Genomic DNA, 19,209 nt, shown 5'->3' with positions numbered 1-19,209 from the left:
TATTTTCAGAATTTAGCCTGTGACAATGAGGCAAGCGAGCGGGCAACATTGAACATGCAATGTTAAGAATGTTAACGATATTCGGTATCTGAAACCAGCTCCTGCATGTGTCAGCAGGAGCGAGTAAAAATAGAGGAAGCGGTGATTACATTGATCAGAAGGCAGTCTTTGAGAACCCTGTCATCTCTTCCAGGCCCATTTCACGGCCCAGTGCGGTCATTGGGTGCACAACCACCAGTCCGCGAACACTCTTCTTCAGCTTGCCCATATCAGCTTGTTCTTTTTTGGTAATCGCGCGCTGGAACGGCATCTTCATCAGCTTTTGTGCTTCTTTACTGAGTTTCTGGCTATGAACTTCGCGCAGACGCGCAATTTCAGCTTCCAGCGTGGCTTTCTCTTTTTCCAGCTCGGCATATTTGTCTGCGGCTTCAACCAGCGACAGGTCAGCCTGCTGGTGGCGGATGGCGTCCAGACGATCGCTGAGACGTTTGATTTCGTTTTTTTCGACTTCTTTCATGTGATGGCTTCTGATAAAGATAAATTTATAGTCCCTAGTATGCGCGACGGGGTGCTTTGTTCACAACTGATGGTGTTGTAATAGTTTTGTTGGGCAACAAATCTTGTGTTCGTAAATTTCATAATTTATTGATTAATAAGAGTATTCTTTGTTGTTGGGGGAGGGCGTTGTGGATTTCGCACGTTTTCCTTAATGTCATTCAGTTCGGGATCTAAACTAAAATTGGCGGCCGCGCATTCCCGGCGCGGGGTAATACGGAGATATTATGATGGGCAAAATAGGTGAAAACGTTCCGCTTTTTATCGATAAAGCCGTAGATTTCATGGCATCAAGTCAGGCGTTTCGGGAGTATCTGAATAAACTTCCCCCTCGTAACGCGATTCCGTCCGATATACCTGAGGAAAGCGTGCCGTTATATCTCCAGCGTCTGGAATATTATCGCCGACTTTATCAGCCGAAGCAGGTTGAGAAGCAGTAATCGCTTACTTTTGAAAGGCTTTTTTTAAGCTGATTTTGGAAATCAGCTCTGTCAGTGAAAGGACCATTGTTGAACGCACAGCTTGTTGGTAACGCTGAATTTGCATCGCATACAAACTGGAATCCGTTGGTTCAAATTGTGGCGGCGGTGGGATCGCCGCCACGCAGTGCAGCTCGCCAAATGGCCCAATAATTTCATCATCGGTAAAGGCGTATTCGTTACCGTCGTGATTCAGCTCTTCACGTAGCGCCATCAAGAGTTCCGCATCTTCATATTCGTTGCGGCTAATCACGCCAAGCCCATAAATCAGCTTTAAGCGCACGGAAAGGTCGCCCAGCGGACCATCGCCGTCGAGTAACGGTTCTACAGCATACTTCACCGCGTAATCGTCTTTGCGGAATACCTGAAGCACCAGAAGATTCACCGCCTCGGTCAGGAGATCAACGGCGGTGATCAAAAAGCTTCGCACGGTTTTGCCAGCATTCAGACGCTCAAGCACACGGTTTTCAAAGGCCTGGGTTTGTTCCATTGTTGCCTGCATATCTGACAATCTGTTGTTCAGGCGCAGGGTTTTCTGCGCCTGGTCTACCATTATTTTGCGTTATAAGCCGTGACTGCTTCAGCGACTACCTCGCTGTTAGCATCAAGCCCGGAAATTTGCGCCAGCGCTTCCTGCGGGCCTTTCTCGGTAATCAGCGCCGCCAGTTCCTGCGCCTGCGGATCATCTTCACTACGGAAGTGCATTGCAGCGGCGATACCTTCAATCAGGTTTTTGTGCGGCAAACCATACTCCAGCGTACCCAACAGCGGTTTTACCAGGCGGTCACCAGCGCTCAGTTTACGCAGCGGCTGACGCCCTACGCGCTCCACATCATCCTTCAGATACGGGTTTTCAAAACGACCGAGGATTTTCTGGATGTACGCTGCATGTTTGTCAGCATCAAAGCCATAGCGCTTGATCAGTACCGCACCGCTTTCTTCCATCGCACCTTTTACCACTGCACGGATTTTCTCGTCGAGAATCGCATCACGAATGGTCTGATGGCCCGCCAGTTTTCCGAGGTACGCGGTTATAGCATGACCGGTGTTCAGGGTGAAGAGTTTACGTTCGACAAATGCCATCAGGTTGTCTGTTAATTCCATACCTGGGATGTCCGGCAGTGTGCCTTTGAACTGGGTTTTATCAACAATCCATTCGCTGAAGGTTTCTACCGTGACTTCCAGCGGATCGTTAGTTGCAGAAGCGGAAGGCGGTACGATGCGGTCAACGGCGGAATCGACAAAGCCAACATGCTCTTCTACCCACGCTTTGGCGTCTTCCGGCAGGGCGTTCATCACATGGCCTTTCAGCTGCGTGGTGCCGCGTACCATGTTTTCACAGGCGATGATGTTCAGCGGGGATTCATTACCTTGTTCTTTACGTTTCACCAGCCCTTTGGCGATGGCAGGAGCTATACGTTCCAGCACGACCGGGCCAACGGCGGTAGTGACCAAATCAACCTGAGCAATCAGATCAACGACATCATCACCAATGCTGCTGACGGCATTTACACCGGAAACGGTATCCACCTGCTCGGTTTCGCCGACCACATGAACCTGATAGCTATGACGGGCATTCAGGGCATCAAGCACCACCTGATTTACATCGGCAAACGTCAGTTGGATACCCGCGTCCGCCAGCAGTTTACCGATAAAGCCACGACCGATATTACCTGCGCCAAAATGTAATGCTTTCATAGTATTAACCTTCATCAATGTTTTTACCCGAGAGGCTGGGGTGAGGCATTTCCCTCACCCAAACCCTCTCCATGTGGAGAGGGGCAGCGCCGGATGCGGCGTAAACGCCTTATCCGGCCTACAATCGTGCAAACTCAACAAACTGCGCTTTGTTTTGTAGGCCTGATAAGCGAAGCGCATCAGGCAATCAGCCCCACCGTCTCCATGTGGAGAGGGTGGGCCTGGATTACTTACGACCTGCCAGCAGTTCCAGCACTTCATCCACGCTGGTGGTGTGTGCCAGACGCTCGATGACGGACTCATCATCCAGTGCGTTGGTCAGGCTGGTGATAACCTGAATGTGCTCGTTGTTACGGGCTGCAATACCAATCACCAGACGGGCAATGTCATCTTCTTCTTCACCGAAGCGCACGCCTTCCGGGTACTGGCAGAACACCACGCCCGTTTTCAGCACGCGATCTTTCGCTTCAACCGTACCGTGCGGCACGGCGATAGACTCACCCAGATAAGTCGGGGTCAGTTTTTCACGATCCAGCATCGCCTGTACGTATTCCGGCTCAACATAACCGCCTTTCACCAGTTGTTCGCCAGCAAAACGAATCGCTTCTTCTTTGGTTGCCGCTTTGCGACCGAGGAAGATGTTCTCTGCACCGAGCTTAAACAAGTTGGCGCTGGAATCGTCAAAGCTGTCTTTCAGGCTGTCTTTTACTTTCTCTTCGTTTTCAGTATGACGCTGGGCAGCAACCAGACGTTCAGTCAGGCTGGTGTACAGGCCGCTGTCGAGGAAGTTAGTCAGCGAAATATGCTGTGCCTGCGGAACCTGGCGCATAGCGCGTTCGGTCAGATCACGGTGAGTGATGACCAGGTCCACATCCGGCGGCAGGTTGTTGATCGCGCTGTTGGTAACTGAAATCTGCGACAGACCTGCATCCTGAATTTTCTTACGCAGCACACCTGCGCCCATCGCACTGGAACCCATACCGGCATCACAGGCAACGATGATTTTACGTACGTGGCTCAGGTCGTTAGTCACATCGCCAGCAGACAGCGGAGACGCGCCTTTAGACTCAGCTTTCATTTCCTGAACGCGACGTGCTGCAGCTTCAATATCATCTTCTTCTTTTACTTTGCTGGTTTTCAGCAAAATAGCAGAGACAACGAAGGACACTGCCATCGCCGCACACACACCTGCGATGTTAGCGAAGTAAGCACCTTTTGGCGTCATCGCCAGTACCGCGAGGATAGAACCCGGAGATGCCGGAGAAACCAGACCACCGCCCAGAATAGTCAGCGTGAACACGCCAGTCATACCGCCGAGGATAACGGCCAGAATCAGACGCGGATTCATCAACACATACGGGAAGTAAATTTCGTGGATACCACCCAGGAAGTGGATGATTGCCGCACCGCCCGCAGACTGTTTAGCGCTACCACGACCAAAGAACATGTACGCCAGCAGCACGCCCATACCCGGACCCGGGTTAGCTTCAATCAGGAAGAAGATGGATTTACCCATCTCATGGGACTGCTGAATACCCAGCGGCGAGAAGATACCGTGGTTAATGGCGTTGTTGAGGAACAGGATTTTCGCTGGCTCAACAAAGATGGACGCCAGCGGCAGCATGTCATGGACAACCATGAAGTTAACGCCCGCAGCCAGCATTTTGGACAGGGCTTCAACCAGCGGACCAATCCCCATGAATGCCAGAATAGCGAGGATCATCCCCATGATACCGGCAGAGAAGTTGTTCACCAGCATCTCAAAACCGGATTTGATTTTACCGTCTACCCAGCGGTCGAAATGCTTAATGCACCAGCCACCCAGCGGACCTGCAATCATAGAACCGAGGAACATCGGCATATCTGCGCCGACGATAACGCCCATGGTGGTGATGGCACCGACTACGCCGCCACGTTCGCCGCCTACCAGCTTACCACCGGTATAACCGATCAGCAGCGGCAGGAGATAGGTGATCATCGGCCCGACCAGCTTCGCCAGCGTTTCGTTCGGTAACCACCCTGTTGGAATAAATAACGCGGTGATGATACCCCACGCGATAAACGCGCCGATATTCGGCATCACCATGTTGCTGAGGAAACGACCAAAGCTTTGCACTTTGATCTTAATATCGGATGACATAAAAACACCCCTTCTTATGTTTGCTGTCGCGCAGGCTGGAAGCCCGAGGTTTTTTGTTAATGTGGCGGCAGAGGTAGCCGGACCTTGTAGATACTGCGAAATCTGGCACTGAATCGGTTAACTGTCCAGTTGATGGTCTTTTGTGTGATGTCAGTCACATAAATATAGGGGGTAGAGAGGTAATTGACGTGATGTTCATCACAAAACGCTTGTGTAAAAAAGCAACAAGACGGCGATTTTCGCTAAAAATGGCATTTAAATGTGAGTAATGTCACATTTTTATTTTGACGGTTTGTTGAATCTTTGTGATCTGAATCACAAGATATTTTCTCACGGCGTTCACCTGATGTGATCTACAGCATGTTATGCCTTAGTCATAAAATCGTTATGTAACTAAGCAACTCATCGCTTCTTAAAATTATTCTTCGGTGTGATGGCGAGAATCGCAAACCCGGATTATTGTCAAATAATCAGCCCGACGCGTATCTGGCTGCCAGCCCATAACAACTCTGATAAGCGTGAATTCGAGGCAGCTATGTTTCTAAACTATTTCGCGTTGGGAGTGCTGATCTTCGTCTTTCTGGTGATTTTTTATGGAATCATCGCGATACATGACATCCCTTATCTGATTGCCAAAAAGCGCAACCATCCCCATGCCGACGCTATTCATACGGCGGGCTGGGTGAGCCTGTTTACTCTGCACGTTATCTGGCCGTTCCTGTGGATCTGGGCGACGCTCTACCAGCCAGAGCGCGGCTGGGGCATGCAGTCGCATACTACGCCGCAAGAGAGGGCGCCTGACCCGGACATCGCTGCGCTTTCTGACCGTATCTCCCGGCTGGAACATCAACTCGCCGCCGAGAAAAAACCTGACTACTCCACGTTTCCGGAGATCTAATCATGGATCTGTTGATTGTCTTAACTTACGTGGCGCTGGCGTGGGCAGTATTTAAAATCTTCCGCATTCCGGTGAATCAGTGGACGCTGGCGACGGCGGCGCTCGGCGGTGTGTTTTTGGTGAGTGGTCTGATTTTGTTGATGAACTACAACCATCCTTACACTTTTACGGCGCAAAAGGCAGTGATAGCTATCCCCATTACGCCACAGGTGACGGGGATCGTGACTGAAGTCACCGATAAAAATAATCAGCTTATTCAGAAGGGCGAGGTGCTTTTTAAGCTCGACCCGGTACGTTACCAGGCGCGAGTAGACAGACTTCAGGCTGATCTGATGACGGCGACGCATAACATCAAAACGCTGCGGGCGCAGCTCACTGAAGCGCAGGCTAACACCACTCAGGTTTCAGCGGAGCGCGATCGGCTGTTTAAAAATTATCAACGCTACCTGAAAGGCAGCCAGGCGGCAGTGAATCCGTTCTCGGAACGTGACATCGACGATGCGCGGCAGAATTTTCTCGCGCAGGATGCGTTAGTGAAAGGCTCGGTGGCGGAGCAGGCGCAGATCCAGAGCCAGCTCGACAGCATGGTCAACGGTGAGCAATCGCAGATTGTGAGCTTAAGAGCGCAACTTACTGAAGCAAAATATAACCTTGAGCAGACCGTCATTCGCGCGCCAAGCAATGGCTACGTTACTCAGGTACTGATCCGCCCAGGTACATACGCAGCTGCCTTGCCGCTGCGTCCGGTTATGGTTTTCATCCCTGAGCAAAAACGGCAAATTGTCGCCCAATTTCGGCAAAACTCGCTGTTACGTCTGAAACCCGGCGATGATGCGGAAGTAGTGTTTAACGCGCTACCTGGGCAGGTGTTCCACGGCAAACTGACCAGTATTTTACCTGTCGTGCCAGGCGGTTCGTATCAGGCGCAGGGGGTACTGCAATCATTAACGGTCGTGCCCGGCACGGACGGTGTGCTGGGAACCATTGAACTGGACCCTAACGATGATATCGATGCCTTACCCGACGGCATCTACGCCCAGGTGGCAGTTTACTCCGACCATTTCAGCCATGTTTCGGTGATGCGGAAGGTACTGCTAAGAATGACCAGTTGGATGCATTATCTTTATTTGGATCATTGAGACTTATATCACCTGTGTTTTGCGTGAGCCTGGGCCATACTGATATTTTTCCTCGCACAAAGGACTCGGCATGAAACTCGTCGGTAGCTACACCAGCCCGTTTGTACGCAAACTTTCTATTCTGTTGTTAGAAAAGGGCATAACTTTCGAATTTATTAATGAACTGCCCTATAAGGCGGACAATGGCGTGGCGCAATTTAACCCGTTAGGGAAAGTGCCGGTGCTGGTGACCGAAGATGGCGAATGCTGGTTTGATTCGCCGATCATCGCTGAATATATTGAATTAATGAATGTCGCTCCGGCGATGTTGCCACGCGACCCTTTGGAATCGTTGCGAGTGCGCAAAATTGAGGCGCTGGCCGACGGCATTATGGATGCCGGGCTGGTATCGGTGCGCGAACGGGCGCGTCCGGCGGCGCAGCAGTCTGAAGATGAATTGTTACGCCAGCGGGAGAAAATCAACCGCAGCCTGGATGTGCTGGAAGGATATCTGGTCGATGGCACGCTCAAAACTGATACAGTCAATCTGGCGACTATCGCCATTGCCTGTGCCGTCGGGTATCTCAATTTCCGCCGCGTTGCGCCGGGCTGGTGTGTGGACCGCCCACACTTAGTCAAACTGGTCGAGAATCTCTTTAGCCGCGAAAGCTTCGCTCGCACCGAACCGCCAAAGGCTTGATGCGCGATATGTCCTCCTGACCCATCTCACGTTACAATCCGTGGTTATGTTAAACGCCCTTCTCCGTGCGAGAGGGCCTTGATGAGCCTGGTTTCCTATGACAACCGAAACGCGTTCCCTCTATAGTCAACTTCCAGCTATCGATCGCTTATTGCGTGATAGCTCTTTCCTTTCTTTGCGTGATACTTATGGTCATACCCGTGTCGTGGAGTTGCTACGTCAAATGCTCGACGAAGCGCGGGAAATGATTCGTGACAGCCAGTCGCTGCCTGCATGGTGTGAAAACTGGGCGCAAGAGGTTGATGCTCGTCTGGCGAAAGAGGCGCAGAGCGCGCTGCGTCCGGTGATCAACCTGACGGGAACCGTGCTGCATACGAACCTTGGGCGGGCATTGCAGGCGGAAGCGGCGGTTGAGGCTGTTACGCAAGTTATGCGTTCGCCGGTGACGCTGGAATATGATCTGGATGACGCCGGACGCGGACATCGCGATCGTGCGCTGGCGCAGTTGTTATGTCGCATCACCGGCGCAGAAGATGCCTGTATCGTCAATAATAATGCGGCGGCGGTGTTATTGATGTTGGCAGCAACTGCCAGTGGTAAAGAAGTGGTGGTTTCTCGCGGCGAACTGGTGGAGATTGGCGGCGCGTTTCGTATTCCTGACGTCATGCGCCAGGCGGGCTGCACCCTACACGAAGTGGGGACCACCAACCGCACGCACGCGAATGATTATCGTCAGGCAGTGAATGAAAATACCGCGCTGCTGATGAAGGTGCATACCAGTAATTACAGCATTCAAGGCTTCACCAAAGCGATAGACGAAGCGGAACTGGTGGCGCTCGGCAAAGAACTGGATGTTCCCGTGGTGACTGATTTAGGCAGTGGTTCGCTGGTGGATCTCAGTCAGTATGGTTTGCCAAAAGAGCCGATGCCGCAGGAGTTGATTGCGGCGGGCGTCAGTCTGGTGAGCTTCTCCGGCGACAAGCTGTTAGGCGGGCCGCAGGCAGGGATTATCGTTGGTAAAAAAGAGATGATCGCGCGTTTGCAGAGTCACCCGCTGAAACGTGCATTACGTGCAGATAAAATGACTCTCGCGGCGCTGGAAGCCACGTTGCGTCTTTATTTACACCCTGAAGCACTGAGTGAAAAATTACCGACCCTGCGTCTGCTTACTCGCAGCGCAGAGGTCATTCAAATCCAGGCGCAACGGTTACAGGCACCCCTTGCCGCTCACTATGGCGCGGAGTTTGCGGTACAGGTTATGCCATGCCTTTCGCAGATTGGCAGTGGTTCGCTGCCGGTGGATCGTCTGCCGAGCGCGGCATTGACGTTTACGCCTCATGACGGACGCGGTAGCCACCTTGAGTCATTAGCTGCTCGCTGGCGTGAATTGCCGATTCCGGTGATTGGGCGCATTTACGACGGGCGTCTGTGGCTGGACCTACGCTGCCTTGAAGATGAGCAACGGTTTTTGGAGATGTTGTTGAAATGATTATTGCGACTGCCGGACACGTTGACCACGGCAAAACGACGTTATTACAGGCGATTACGGGCGTAAATGCTGACCGTCTGCCGGAAGAAAAGAAGCGTGGGATGACCATCGATCTCGGCTATGCCTACTGGCCGCAGCCGGATGGTCGCGTGCCTGGTTTTATCGACGTTCCCGGTCATGAAAAGTTTCTTTCCAACATGCTGGCGGGCGTTGGTGGTATCGATCACGCGCTGTTGGTGGTGGCGTGCGATGACGGCGTGATGGCACAGACCCGTGAACATCTGGCGATTTTGCAGCTGACCGGTAACCCGATGCTGACAGTGGCACTGACCAAAGCCGATCGCGTGGACGAAGCGCGTGTTGATGAGGTTGAACGCCAGGTAAAGGAGGTGCTGCGGGAATACGGTTTTGCTGAGGCAAAATTGTTTATCACCGCAGCGACCGAAGGACGGGGAATTGATGCCCTGCGTGAACATCTGCTTCAGTTGCCGGAACGCGAACACGCCAGCCAACATAGTTTCCGCCTCGCTATCGACCGCGCATTTACCGTAAAAGGTGCCGGGCTGGTGGTCACTGGTACGGCGTTAAGCGGGGAAGTGAAGGTAGGCGATTCACTATGGCTGACGGGTGTAAATAAACCGATGCGCGTGCGTGCGCTGCATGCGCAAAACCAGCCAACAGAAACCGCCCATGCCGGGCAGCGTATCGCGCTTAACATCGCGGGTGATGCGGAAAAAGAACAGATTAACCGTGGCGACTGGCTGCTTGCCGATGTGCCGCCAGAGCCGTTCACACGGGTGATTGTCGAGCTTCAAACTCATACACCGCTGACCCAGTGGCAGCCGCTGCATATCCACCACGCCGCCAGCCACGTTACGGGACGCGTTTCGCTGCTGGAAGATAACCTTGCCGAACTGGTGTTCGACACGCCGCTGTGGCTGGCGGATAACGATCGCCTGGTGCTGCGCGATATCTCTGCCCGCAACACGTTGGCGGGGGCGCGCGTGGTGATGCTTAACCCGCCGCGTCGGGGTAAACGTAAGCCGGAATATCTGCAATGGCTGGCGTCACTGGCACGCACACAAAGTGATGCCGACGCACTGACCGTTCATCTGGAGCGCGGTGCGGTTAACCTTGCGGATTTCGCCTGGGCGCGCCAGCTCAACGGCGAAGGGATGCGCGAACTGCTGCAACAGCCTGGCTATATTCAGGCTGGTTATAGCTTGTTGAATGCGCCGGTTGCCGCCCGCTGGCAGCGGAAAATTCTCGACACATTAGCGACTTATCATGAGCAACATCGCGATGAACCTGGTCCTGGGCGCGAACGTCTGCGACGTATGGCGTTGCCAATGGAAGATGAAGCGCTGGTACTGTTGCTGATTGAAAAGATGCGCGAAAGCGGCGACATCCACAGCCATCACGGCTGGTTGCATCTGCCAGATCACAAAGCGGGCTTCAGCGAAGAGCAGCAGGCCATCTGGCAAAAAGCAGAGCCGCTGTTTGGTGACGAGCCGTGGTGGGTGCGTGACCTGGCAAAAGAGACGGGAACCGACGAGCAGGCAATGCGTCTGACGCTACGCCAGGCGGCCCAACAGGGGATAATTACCGCGATCGTCAAAGATCGTTATTACCGTAACGATCGGATTGTCGAGTTTGCCAATATGATCCGCGATCTCGATCAGGAATGTGGTTCAACCTGCGCGGCGGATTTCCGCGATCGCTTAGGGGTTGGGCGAAAACTGGCGATTCAAATCCTGGAATATTTTGACCGCATTGGCTTTACGCGGCGTCGCGGAAATGATCATTTATTGCGCGACGCATTATTATTTCCGCATAAATAAGATAATGATTAATTCATATTAAATACGAATTACTTTAAAAGTCTTATAAATTTTGAAAAAGCGCATTAGAACATGAGTCTAATGTGCTTTTTTTAATATACGATTCTAAAAAGAATAATATCGATCAACTTTTTAAATATAAATCCTCTGTAAGCTGCCCGCCCTTTTATCCTCGTTCTGGAGTTTGTTATGGCAGCTTCTACATTTTTTATTCCTTCTGTTAATGTCATTGGCGAAGATTCTTTAAAAGATGCGCTGAATATGATGGCGGAATATGGTTTTCGCCGTATATTAATTGTTACTGACAGTATGCTAGCGAAATTAGGTATGGCGGGAGAGGTACAAAAAGCCTTATATGACCGCAATATTTTTAGCATTATTTATTAGGGTACCCAACCTAATCCGACCACGAAGAATGTCGCAGAAGGTTTGAAAATGTTGAAGGAAAATAACTGCGACAGCGTGATCTCCTTAGGCGGCGGTTCTCCTCACGACTGCGCAAAAGGTATTGCACTGGTAGCCGCTAACGGTGGGGATATCCGTGATTATGAAGGCGTAGACCGCTCTGCAAAACCACAGTTGCCGATGATTGCCATTAATACCACGGCGGGTACAGCATCTGAAATGACCCGTTTTTGCATCATCACCGACGAAGTGAGACATATCAAAATGGCGATTGTGGATAAACACGTTACCCCGCTGTTTTCGGTTAATGATTCCTCGCTGATGATCGGTATGCCTAAGTCACTGACCGCGGCTACCGGGATGGATGCTCTCACTCATGCCATCGAAGCGTATGTGTCTATTGCGGCAACGCCAATTACGGATGCCTGCGCGCTGAAAGCAATGACCATGATTGCGGAAAATCTACCGTTAGCCGTCGAAGATGGCAGCAACGCTAAAGCGCGTGAAGCAATGGCTTATGCCCAGTTCCTCGCAGGGATGGCATTCAATAACGCTTCTCTGGGTTATGTTCATGCGATGGCGCATCAGTTAGGTGGCTTTTACGATCTGCCGCACGGCGTTTGTAATGCCATTCTGCTGCCGCACGTGCAGTTATATAACAGCAAAGTTGTTGCATCACGTTTGCGTGACTGCGCCGCGGCGATGGGCGTTAACGTCACAGGTAAAAATGATGCTGAAGGGGCAGAAGCCTGTATTAACGCGATTCGCGACCTGGCGAAGAAAGTGGATATCCCGGCAGGTCTGCGTGACCTGAACGTTAAAGAAGAAGATTTCCCGGAGCTGGCAAGCAATGCCCTGAAAGACGCTTGTGGCTTTACTAACCCGATTCAGGCAACTGAAGAAGAAATTGTGGCGATTTATCGCGCTGCAATGTAATCCCCATTCTCCTGCGGCTGGCGTGTTGTCAGTCGCTATCTCAAAATTTGCGATTTTTGAGATAGTTTCTTTAGTCTGCTATACACTATCTCAATATTGCGCTTTTTTGAGATAAGCAAATGGCTATCAAATCACCTCCCAGACTGATTCCTTTATCACACTTATCGGGTGAGGAACTCCAGGCCCACTTACGCTTTAACCGTGTTACCGATGAAAAAGGACGTTATCTGCCTTTTGATGAGTTGCAGTACCGCATCAAAAAAGGGGAAAACATTGAAGTGGCGTGGACGCTTACCCGGCTGGCGCGCAACGCGGCGATCCAGCGAATCAATTATTGCAATGAAGCGGGTGAGCAGGCCGGATTCAACATTACGCCAGTGATTGCAGAAGCGTGCGAGCTTGTCGACAAACATGCCACCGCGCTGGCGCTGAAAGATCAGACTGAACGGTTACGCGGGGCGGGCGCCGAGTTAAGCCAGTTACGCCTGGAAGAGCCGATCACCAGTTCCCAACTGGAAGGTGCGAATACCACGACGCTGGTGGCGAGAAAAATGCTGGAAACAGGGCGGGCGCCGCGCACTGAAGACGAGCATATGATTGCGGGAAATGCCCGGCTGATGGCGGAAATTCCGCAATTACTGACAGAACAGCTTACACCTGCGCTTATACGTCAGTTACATGCTATTGGTATGGGAGGAATAAATGACGCGAAATATCGTCCGGGTGAATTTCGTGAAACAGATGATGTCGTGATCGCCGATTATGACGGCAATATTGTGCATCAACCGCCCGCTGCGGCATTGTTGCCGGAACGACTGGAAAAAGTTTGCCAGTGGTTAAACAGCCATGAAGGGTATATTCACCCGCTGGTCCGCGCCTGCATTCTGCATTTTATGCTGGCCCATGAGCATCCGTTTCGCGATGGCAACGGGCGCACCAGTCGGGCGCTGTTTTACTGGTATATGCTGAAATCGGGCTACGATGTCTTTAAATATATTTCCATCAGCCGTTTGCTTCATGTTGCACCAGTCAAATATGCCGCCAGCTACCAGTACACTGAATCAGATGGTATGGATCTGACTTATTTCCTTGAATATCAGGCGGGTGTCATTAAACGTGCTGTGCAAAACTGGCAGCAGCATATTGATGAAATTATGCAACGAAGCGCAAAACTTGACCGCCTATTGTTCAGTTCTGGTGTGCTTAGGCGACTGAATCCGCGTCAGGTGACGCTTCTGAATGTGATGCTCGCCAATCCGGGGAAAGAGTACACAGTTTCTGAAACCAGCGCGAGTCTGGGCGTCTCTGATAATACAGCGCGAACTGATTTACGGACGATTGTTAAAGAAGGATTTGCGCAAGAGAAGAAAATTAATGACCAGCAAGTAGTGTACGTCGCACATTACCCGCTGTAGTCCTTGCCAGTAAATTCGTGATAGCCGTCGTAAAGCTGTTACCGACTGGCGAAGATTTCGCCAGTCACGTCTACCCTTGTTATACCTCACACCGCAAGGAGACGATCATGACCAACAATCCCCCTTCAGCACAGATTAAGCCCGGCGAGTATGGTTTCCCCCTCAAGTTAAAAGCCCGCTATGACAACTTTATTGGCGGCGAGTGGGTCGCGCCCGCCGATGGCGAGTATTACCAGAACCTGACGCCGGTAACCGGGCAGTTGTTGTGCGAAGTGGCGTCTTCGGGCAAACGAGATATCGATCTGGCGCTGGATGCTGCGCATAAAGTGAAAGATAAATGGGCGCATACCTCGGTGCAGGATCGCGCAGCGATTCTGTTCAAGATTGCCGATCGGATGGAGCAGAACCTCGAGCTGTTAGCGACGGCTGAAACCTGGGATAACGGCAAACCCATTCGCGAAACCAGTGCTGCCGATGTGCCGCTGGCGATTGACCATTTCCGCTATTTCGCCTCGTGTATTCGGGCGCAGGAAGGCGGGATCAGTGAAGTTGATAGCGAAACCGTGGCTTATCACTTCCACGAACCGTTAGGTGTGGTGGGGCAGATTATCCCGTGGAACTTCCCGCTGCTGATGGCGAGCTGGAAAATGGCTCCCGCGCTGGCGGCGGGCAACTGCGTGGTGCTGAAACCCGCACGACTTACCCCGCTTTCTGTACTGCTGCTAATGGAAATCGTCGGTGATTTACTGCCGCCGGGCGTGGTGAACGTGGTCAACGGTGCGGGCGGCGAAATTGGCGAATATCTGGCGACCTCGAAACGCATCGCCAAAGTGGCATTTACTGGCTCAACGGAAGTGGGTCAGCAGATTATGCAGTACGCCACGCAAAACATTATTCCAGTAACCCTGGAGCTGGGCGGCAAATCGCCAAATATCTTCTTTGCTGACGTGATGGATGAAGAAGATGCCTTTTTCGATAAGGCGCTGGAAGGCTTTGCATTGTTTGCTTTTAACCAGGGCGAAGTCTGTACCTGCCCAAGCCGTGCTTTAGTGCAAGAGTCTATCTACGAACGCTTCATGGAACGCGCCATCCGCCGTGTTGAAAGTATTCGTAGCGGTAACCCGCTCGACAGTGTGACGCAAATGGGCGCGCAGGTTTCTCACGGGCAACTGGAAACCATCCTCAATTACATTGATATCGGTAAAAAAGAGGGCGCAGATGTGCTCACCGGCGGGCGGCGCAAGTTGCTGGAAGGCGAGCTGAAAGACGGTTATTACCTTGAACCGACTATCCTGTTTGGTCAGAACAATATGCGTGTTTTCCAGGAAGAAATATTTGGCCCGGTGCTGGCGGTAACCACCTTCAAAACGATGGATGAGGCGCTGGAGCTGGCGAACGACACGCAATATGGCCTGGGCGCAGGCGTCTGGAGTCGCAACGGCAATCTGGCCTATAAGATGGGGCGCGGCATTCAGGCCGGACGCGTGTGGACCAACTGTTATCATGCCTACCCGGCACACGCAGCGTTTGGCGGCTACAAACAGTCGGGCATCGGACGCGAAACCCATAAGATGATGCTGGAGCATTATCAGCAAACCAAGTGTCTGCTGGTGAGCTACTCGGATAAACCGTTGGGGCTGTTCTGATGTAAGAAGCTGATCGCATCGGGTATTCATTGCCTGATGCGACGCTTACGCGTCTTATCATGCCTACGGGGACCTGACCGTAGGCCGGATAAGGCGTACACGCCGCATCCGGCATAAACAAAGCGCACGTTGTTACAATTTACGTTTTAAACCTACGTGCGCAATAACCCAGACTACGCCAACAGAAGTGCGTTTCTGGGGCGTGTTTTGCCAGGAGTTTAATCTCGCGTTTCGATGGTGAGCGGGCGAACCAGGCCGTAAATCACCATTGGTGTTCCGAGACCAATCAATAATAAACGGTAGATAATTGAAGGTTTAATACACTTAATCTGTACTGTGGATGTTTTACTGGAGTTATTCATTAGCTTGGCCAATAGTTCCATTATTTCAATATGATAAACCTCGGCCTGTTGAAAAACCAGACAGCACATTTCAGAAAGTATATAAAAAATAATATGTCGTTATATAAATAAGAAAATTGCACTGCATCATGGCATTTCATAATATGCGTTAATTGTTCTTTTTTATATTCTCTGAGGAAAATATGTTCCTGGATTATTTTGCACTGGGAGTGCTTATTTTTGTATTTCTGGTGATCTTCTATGGGATTATTATTTTACATGATATTCCCTACCTGATAGCGAAAAAACGTAATCATCCTCATGCCGATGCCATTCATGTTGCTGGTTGGGTGAGTCTTTTTACGCTGCACGTTATCTGGCCCTTTTTGTGGATTTGGGCCACGCTTTACCGCCCGGAGCGGGGATGGGGAATGCAAAACCATGATTCATCCGTTGTGCAACTGCAACAGCGTATTGCCGGGCTGGAGAAACAGCTCGCCGATATGAAAGCTCCTTCTACCGAGTAATATTTATGGATTTACTGATTATTTTGACCTATGTGGCTTTCGCATGGGCAATGTTTAAAATTTTTAAAATCCCCGTGAATAAATGGACCATCCCTACTGCGGCACTGGGCGGCATATTTATTGTCAGCGGCTTAATTCTATTAATGAACTATAACCATCCATACACCTTTAAAGCGCAAAAAGCGGTTATTTCCATTCCTGTTGTCCCGCAGGTGACAGGCGTGGTGATTGAAGTGACGGATAAGAAAAATACGCTGATTAAAAAAGGCGAAGTGCTGTTCCGACTGGACCCGACGCGTTATCAGGCGCGGGTGGATCGGCTGATGGCGGATATCGTCACCGCAGAACATAAGCAACGGGCATTGGGCGCAGAGTTAGATGAGATGGCGGCGAATACCCAGCAGGCAAAGGTCACGCGGGATAAATTCGCTAAAGAGTATCAGCGTTACGCACGCGGCAGCTAGGCGAAAGTAAACCCGTTTTCAGAACGGGATATCGATGTGGCGCGGCAAAATTATCTGGCGCAGGAAGCTCAGTGAAGTCATCGGCGGCGGAACAAAAGCAGATCCAGAGCCAACTGGATAGCCTGGTGTTGGGGGGAACATTCACAAATCGCCAGCCTGAAAGCGCAGCTTGCGGAAGCAAAATATAACCTTGAGCAGACGATAGTGCGTGCGCCGAGCGATGGTTACGTGACCCAGGTATTGATTCGTCCAGGAACGTATGCCGCGTCGCTGCCGCTGCGTCCGGTAATGGTGTTTATACCCGATCAGAAACGACAAATTGTGGCGCAGTTCCGCCAGAACTCCTTGCTGCGCCTGGCCCCCGGCGATGATGCGGAAGTGGTGTTTAATGCCCTGCCAGGTAAGGTCTTCAGCGGTAAGCTGGCAGCCATCAGTCCAGCTGTTCCCGGCGGGGCTTATCAGTCGACCGGCACCTTACAGTCGTTAAACACAGCGCCGGGTTCAGATGGCGTTATCGCGACTATTGAGCTGGATGAGCATACTGATTTGAGCGCTTTACCAGACGGTATTTATGCCCAGGTGGCGGTCTACTCTGATCATTTCAGCCATGTTTCGGTTATGCGCAAAGTGCTGTTACGCATGACCAGCTGGGTGCATTACCTTTATCTCGACCATTAATCTTTGTTTTCCGCCGCTTGTTCAGGTCGCAGTTGCTGCGACTGAGCAAGCTGGTGGCGAATTTCACGTAGCATTTCATCCAGCACATACTGGACCCGCCAGGGCTGGTATTCCCGTTTACGGAAGATAGCCACCAGATCCAGCCACCATTCATACGGTTGCTGAAAGCAGGGGATCAGCGTGCCGTCTTGCAGGTCGCTCTGCACACTTTTGTCTGGCGCAAACACAATCCCCAGGTGATTTCGCGCCAGCTCCAGCGCCGACTGAGTATTGTCACAGACGTAATTTCCCTTAACACGATAATCACGTACTTCTTTACTTCCGGCGACGTTGAAGCGCCAGATATTCGCGTCATCGATCATCATCGAGTCGATCAAAATACAGGAGTGATGTTCAAGTTCGTCTGGTCGGCTAATGGGGTGTTTCTCAAGATAAGTTTGGCTGGCATAGGCGGTTACTGCATATTGCGTAATAAAACTGGCAACCAGCGATTCATCTTTTGGTGGCGCGTAGCTGATTAAAACATCACAATCATCGGGAAATTCGACACCTTCATAAAAGGCGTTGCGCTCAAGATTGCAGGTTTTTAGCGATAAGGTGATTTCACCGATATCTTTAATTTTGTCGATAACGTGTTTGGATAAATAGGTAATAATGCCAGTTGGTGCGTAGATGGTAACCCGACCACGTTTCTCATGCTTATAATCTGCAATAAAATTATTAAGCTGCTCGTTTCTGTCGAGCATATCATTAATGTACGGTAATAGCGCGGTGCCAAAAGGCGTCAGCATCAATTGCCGTGTGGTTCTGTCAAAGACTTTTAAGCCCACTTTTGATTCAAAATCAGCAAGATATTTACTGACATTGGCCTGCGCGATGCCAAGCACGGTAGCCGCATGGCTGATATTTTCACTGGCAGCGATTACCGAGATAATTTTTAACTCCCGGTACTTGAGTTGTAATTTTGTCATCGCAACAGTCCAATTTATATATAATTTTATATATTACTATATAAATATGAATCTTGCACCGGAGAAATTGTAAGCATTACTATGCCGACTCTTTTTTATCTTAATTTAAAATGGAATGTCGGACATGTTAATTAACCGCAATATTGTGGCGTTATTTTTTATGCCTTTTATGGCAAGTGCAACTGCCACAGAATTATCTGTTGGTGCTGGCGCAGTTTATAATGAATCGCCTTATCGCGGTTATAATGAAAATACCAAAGCAATTCCGCTGATCAGTTATGAGGGCGATTCTTTTTATGTCCGCCAGACCACGTTAGGTTTTATTCTGTCGCAAAGTGAAAAAAATGAACTTAGCCTGACCGCATCCTGGATGCCGCTGGAATTTGATCCTGCCGATAATGACGACCATGCTATGCAACAACTCGATAAGCGTGACAGTACGGCAATGGCGGGAGTTGCCTGGTATCACCATGAGCGTTGGGGGACCGTGAAAGCTTCTGCGGCGGCTGATGTTCTGGATAACAGTAACGGTTGGGTAGGTGAGTTATCGTTATTCCACAAAATGCAGATAGGTCGCCTGTCGCTGACACCTGCTCTTGGCGTTCTCTATTATGACGAGAATTTCAGTGACTATTACTATGGCATTTCAGAGAGCGAGTCTCGTCGCAGCGGTCTGGCGAGTTATACCGCGCAAGATGCCTGGGTGCCATATGTCAGCCTGACGGCAAAATACCCCATCGGAGAACACGTCGTATTAATGGCGAGTGCCGGATACAGTGAGCTGCCAGAAGAGATTACTAACAGCCCAATGATTGACCGTAATGAAAGTTTTACTTTTGTCACCGGCGTGAGCTGGCGTTTTTAATTGACCCGGGAGATGTTGGATAAATTGCGTCAGCGAAATCTAT

General features: G+C 50.9%; 15 protein-coding genes and 2 pseudogenes. 12 read left to right on the top strand and 5 right to left on the bottom strand.

The annotated features are described in order from the left end of the window. Nucleotides 1-154: 154 nt before the first annotated feature. Nucleotides 155-517 (bottom strand): YibL family ribosome-associated protein, encoded by a 363-nt coding sequence (locus AACU94_RS19810; RefSeq protein ID WP_000665676.1) that lies wholly within the window; start codon nt 515-517, stop codon nt 155-157. 268 nt (nt 518-785) lie between these two features. On the opposite strand from AACU94_RS19810, the gene yibT reads away from it, so the two are divergent. After that, a complete protein-coding gene (yibT, locus tag AACU94_RS19805; RefSeq protein WP_130215337.1) occupies nt 786-995 on the top strand; it encodes a protein YibT in 210 nt (69 codons plus the stop codon). Nucleotides 996-999: 4 nt separating this feature from the next. Here yibT and mtlR read toward each other — a convergent pair whose 3' ends face one another. The 3 genes from mtlR to mtlA all read right to left on the bottom strand — a co-directional run bounded on the left by mtlR (nt 1,000) and on the right by mtlA (nt 4,872). Next, on the bottom strand, nt 1,000-1,587 hold the full coding sequence (mtlR, locus tag AACU94_RS19800; protein WP_130206672.1) for a mannitol operon repressor MtlR: 588 nt from the start codon (nt 1,585-1,587) through the stop codon (nt 1,000-1,002). Next, complete coding sequence (gene mtlD / locus AACU94_RS19795; RefSeq protein WP_130222402.1) at nt 1,587-2,732, bottom strand: mannitol-1-phosphate 5-dehydrogenase; 1,146 nt, start codon at nt 2,730-2,732, stop codon at nt 1,587-1,589. The genes mtlR and mtlD overlap by 1 nt, the downstream gene beginning before the upstream one ends. 226 nt (nt 2,733-2,958) lie before the next feature. Next, a complete protein-coding gene (mtlA, locus tag AACU94_RS19790; RefSeq protein ID WP_135385261.1) occupies nt 2,959-4,872 on the bottom strand; it encodes a PTS mannitol transporter subunit IICBA in 1,914 nt (637 codons plus the stop codon). 535 nt (nt 4,873-5,407) lie between these two features. Between mtlA and AACU94_RS19785 the strand changes: the two genes are divergently transcribed. From AACU94_RS19785 to AACU94_RS19740, 10 genes and pseudogenes are all read left to right on the top strand, one after another. Continuing rightward, nucleotides 5,408-5,770: a DUF3302 domain-containing protein gene (locus tag AACU94_RS19785; protein ID WP_130215208.1), complete on the top strand. Its 363-nt coding sequence runs from the start codon at nt 5,408-5,410 to the stop codon at nt 5,768-5,770. A 2-nt stretch (nt 5,771-5,772) separates the two neighbouring features. After that, entirely contained in the window at nt 5,773-6,909 is a 1,137-nt protein-coding gene (locus AACU94_RS19780; RefSeq protein ID WP_000364939.1) for an HlyD family secretion protein, read from the top strand. Between the two features lie 70 nt (nt 6,910-6,979). Continuing rightward, complete coding sequence (locus AACU94_RS19775; protein ID WP_135488495.1) at nt 6,980-7,588, top strand: glutathione S-transferase; 609 nt, start codon at nt 6,980-6,982, stop codon at nt 7,586-7,588. A gap of 97 nt (nt 7,589-7,685) precedes the next feature. Beyond that, nucleotides 7,686-9,077 carry an L-seryl-tRNA(Sec) selenium transferase gene (selA, locus tag AACU94_RS19770; RefSeq protein WP_135488494.1) on the top strand — a complete coding sequence of 464 codons (1,392 nt, stop codon included), beginning with the start codon at nt 7,686-7,688 and terminating at the stop codon, nt 9,075-9,077. Then, nucleotides 9,074-10,918: a selenocysteine-specific translation elongation factor gene (gene selB, locus AACU94_RS19765; protein WP_135488493.1), complete on the top strand. Its 1,845-nt coding sequence runs from the start codon at nt 9,074-9,076 to the stop codon at nt 10,916-10,918. The genes selA and selB overlap by 4 nt, the downstream gene beginning before the upstream one ends. 189 nt (nt 10,919-11,107) lie before the next feature. Continuing rightward, nucleotides 11,108-12,259 (top strand): annotated as a pseudogene (yiaY, locus tag AACU94_RS19760) (L-threonine dehydrogenase). Between the two features lie 119 nt (nt 12,260-12,378). Further along, nucleotides 12,379-13,674, top strand: coding sequence for a Fic family protein (locus AACU94_RS19755; protein ID WP_130215218.1), 1,296 nt, complete (start codon nt 12,379-12,381; stop codon nt 13,672-13,674). A 107-nt stretch (nt 13,675-13,781) separates the two neighbouring features. Continuing rightward, the gene (gene aldB / locus AACU94_RS19750) at nt 13,782-15,320 is read left to right on the top strand and encodes an aldehyde dehydrogenase AldB (RefSeq protein WP_000183976.1); all 1,539 of its coding nucleotides are present in this window, start codon (nt 13,782-13,784) and stop codon (nt 15,318-15,320) included. A gap of 544 nt (nt 15,321-15,864) precedes the next feature. Further along, on the top strand, nt 15,865-16,188 hold the full coding sequence (locus AACU94_RS19745; RefSeq protein ID WP_130215222.1) for a DUF3302 domain-containing protein: 324 nt from the start codon (nt 15,865-15,867) through the stop codon (nt 16,186-16,188). A gap of 5 nt (nt 16,189-16,193) precedes the next feature. Then, nucleotides 16,194-17,330: pseudogene (locus tag AACU94_RS19740) on the top strand (HlyD family secretion protein). Here the strand turns inward: AACU94_RS19740 and AACU94_RS19735 are convergent. Further along, nucleotides 17,327-18,301: a LysR family transcriptional regulator gene (locus tag AACU94_RS19735; RefSeq protein ID WP_130206642.1), complete on the bottom strand. Its 975-nt coding sequence runs from the start codon at nt 18,299-18,301 to the stop codon at nt 17,327-17,329. The pseudogene AACU94_RS19740 and the gene AACU94_RS19735 overlap by 4 nt on opposite strands. Before the next feature lie 124 nt (nt 18,302-18,425). Between AACU94_RS19735 and AACU94_RS19730 the strand changes: the two genes are divergently transcribed. Then, nucleotides 18,426-19,166, top strand: a complete 741-nt coding sequence (locus AACU94_RS19730; protein WP_135488491.1) for a MipA/OmpV family protein — start codon at nt 18,426-18,428, stop codon at nt 19,164-19,166. Nucleotides 19,167-19,209 lie beyond the last annotated feature (43 nt).

It is taken from the genome of Escherichia sp. E4702 (assembly GCF_963883545.1).
Classification (GTDB): Bacteria; Pseudomonadota; Gammaproteobacteria; order Enterobacterales; family Enterobacteriaceae; genus Escherichia.
This window is presented reverse-complemented; position numbering and strand designations above follow the sequence as displayed.

What these genes read in the sequence shown, in the direction of transcription:
- AACU94_RS19780 (WP_000364939.1), top strand. Translation starts at nt 5,773, where the DNA reads ATGGATCTGTTGATTGTCTTAACTTACGTGGCGCTGGCGTGGGCAGTA.
- AACU94_RS19755 (WP_130215218.1), top strand. Translation starts at nt 12,379, where the DNA reads ATGGCTATCAAATCACCTCCCAGACTGATTCCTTTATCACACTTATCG.
- AACU94_RS19730 (WP_135488491.1), top strand. Translation starts at nt 18,426, where the DNA reads ATGTTAATTAACCGCAATATTGTGGCGTTATTTTTTATGCCTTTTATG.
- AACU94_RS19785 (WP_130215208.1), top strand. Translation starts at nt 5,408, where the DNA reads ATGTTTCTAAACTATTTCGCGTTGGGAGTGCTGATCTTCGTCTTTCTG.
- AACU94_RS19775 (WP_135488495.1), top strand. Translation starts at nt 6,980, where the DNA reads ATGAAACTCGTCGGTAGCTACACCAGCCCGTTTGTACGCAAACTTTCT.
- AACU94_RS19810 (WP_000665676.1), bottom strand. Translation starts at nt 517, where the DNA reads ATGAAAGAAGTCGAAAAAAACGAAATCAAACGTCTCAGCGATCGTCTG.
- mtlD (WP_130222402.1), bottom strand. Translation starts at nt 2,732, where the DNA reads ATGAAAGCATTACATTTTGGCGCAGGTAATATCGGTCGTGGCTTTATC.
- yibT (WP_130215337.1), top strand. Translation starts at nt 786, where the DNA reads ATGGGCAAAATAGGTGAAAACGTTCCGCTTTTTATCGATAAAGCCGTA.
- AACU94_RS19745 (WP_130215222.1), top strand. Translation starts at nt 15,865, where the DNA reads ATGTTCCTGGATTATTTTGCACTGGGAGTGCTTATTTTTGTATTTCTG.
- selA (WP_135488494.1), top strand. Translation starts at nt 7,686, where the DNA reads ATGACAACCGAAACGCGTTCCCTCTATAGTCAACTTCCAGCTATCGAT.
- mtlR (WP_130206672.1), bottom strand. Translation starts at nt 1,587, where the DNA reads ATGGTAGACCAGGCGCAGAAAACCCTGCGCCTGAACAACAGATTGTCA.
- AACU94_RS19735 (WP_130206642.1), bottom strand. Translation starts at nt 18,301, where the DNA reads ATGACAAAATTACAACTCAAGTACCGGGAGTTAAAAATTATCTCGGTA.
- mtlA (WP_135385261.1), bottom strand. Translation starts at nt 4,872, where the DNA reads ATGTCATCCGATATTAAGATCAAAGTGCAAAGCTTTGGTCGTTTCCTC.
- selB (WP_135488493.1), top strand. Translation starts at nt 9,074, where the DNA reads ATGATTATTGCGACTGCCGGACACGTTGACCACGGCAAAACGACGTTA.
- aldB (WP_000183976.1), top strand. Translation starts at nt 13,782, where the DNA reads ATGACCAACAATCCCCCTTCAGCACAGATTAAGCCCGGCGAGTATGGT.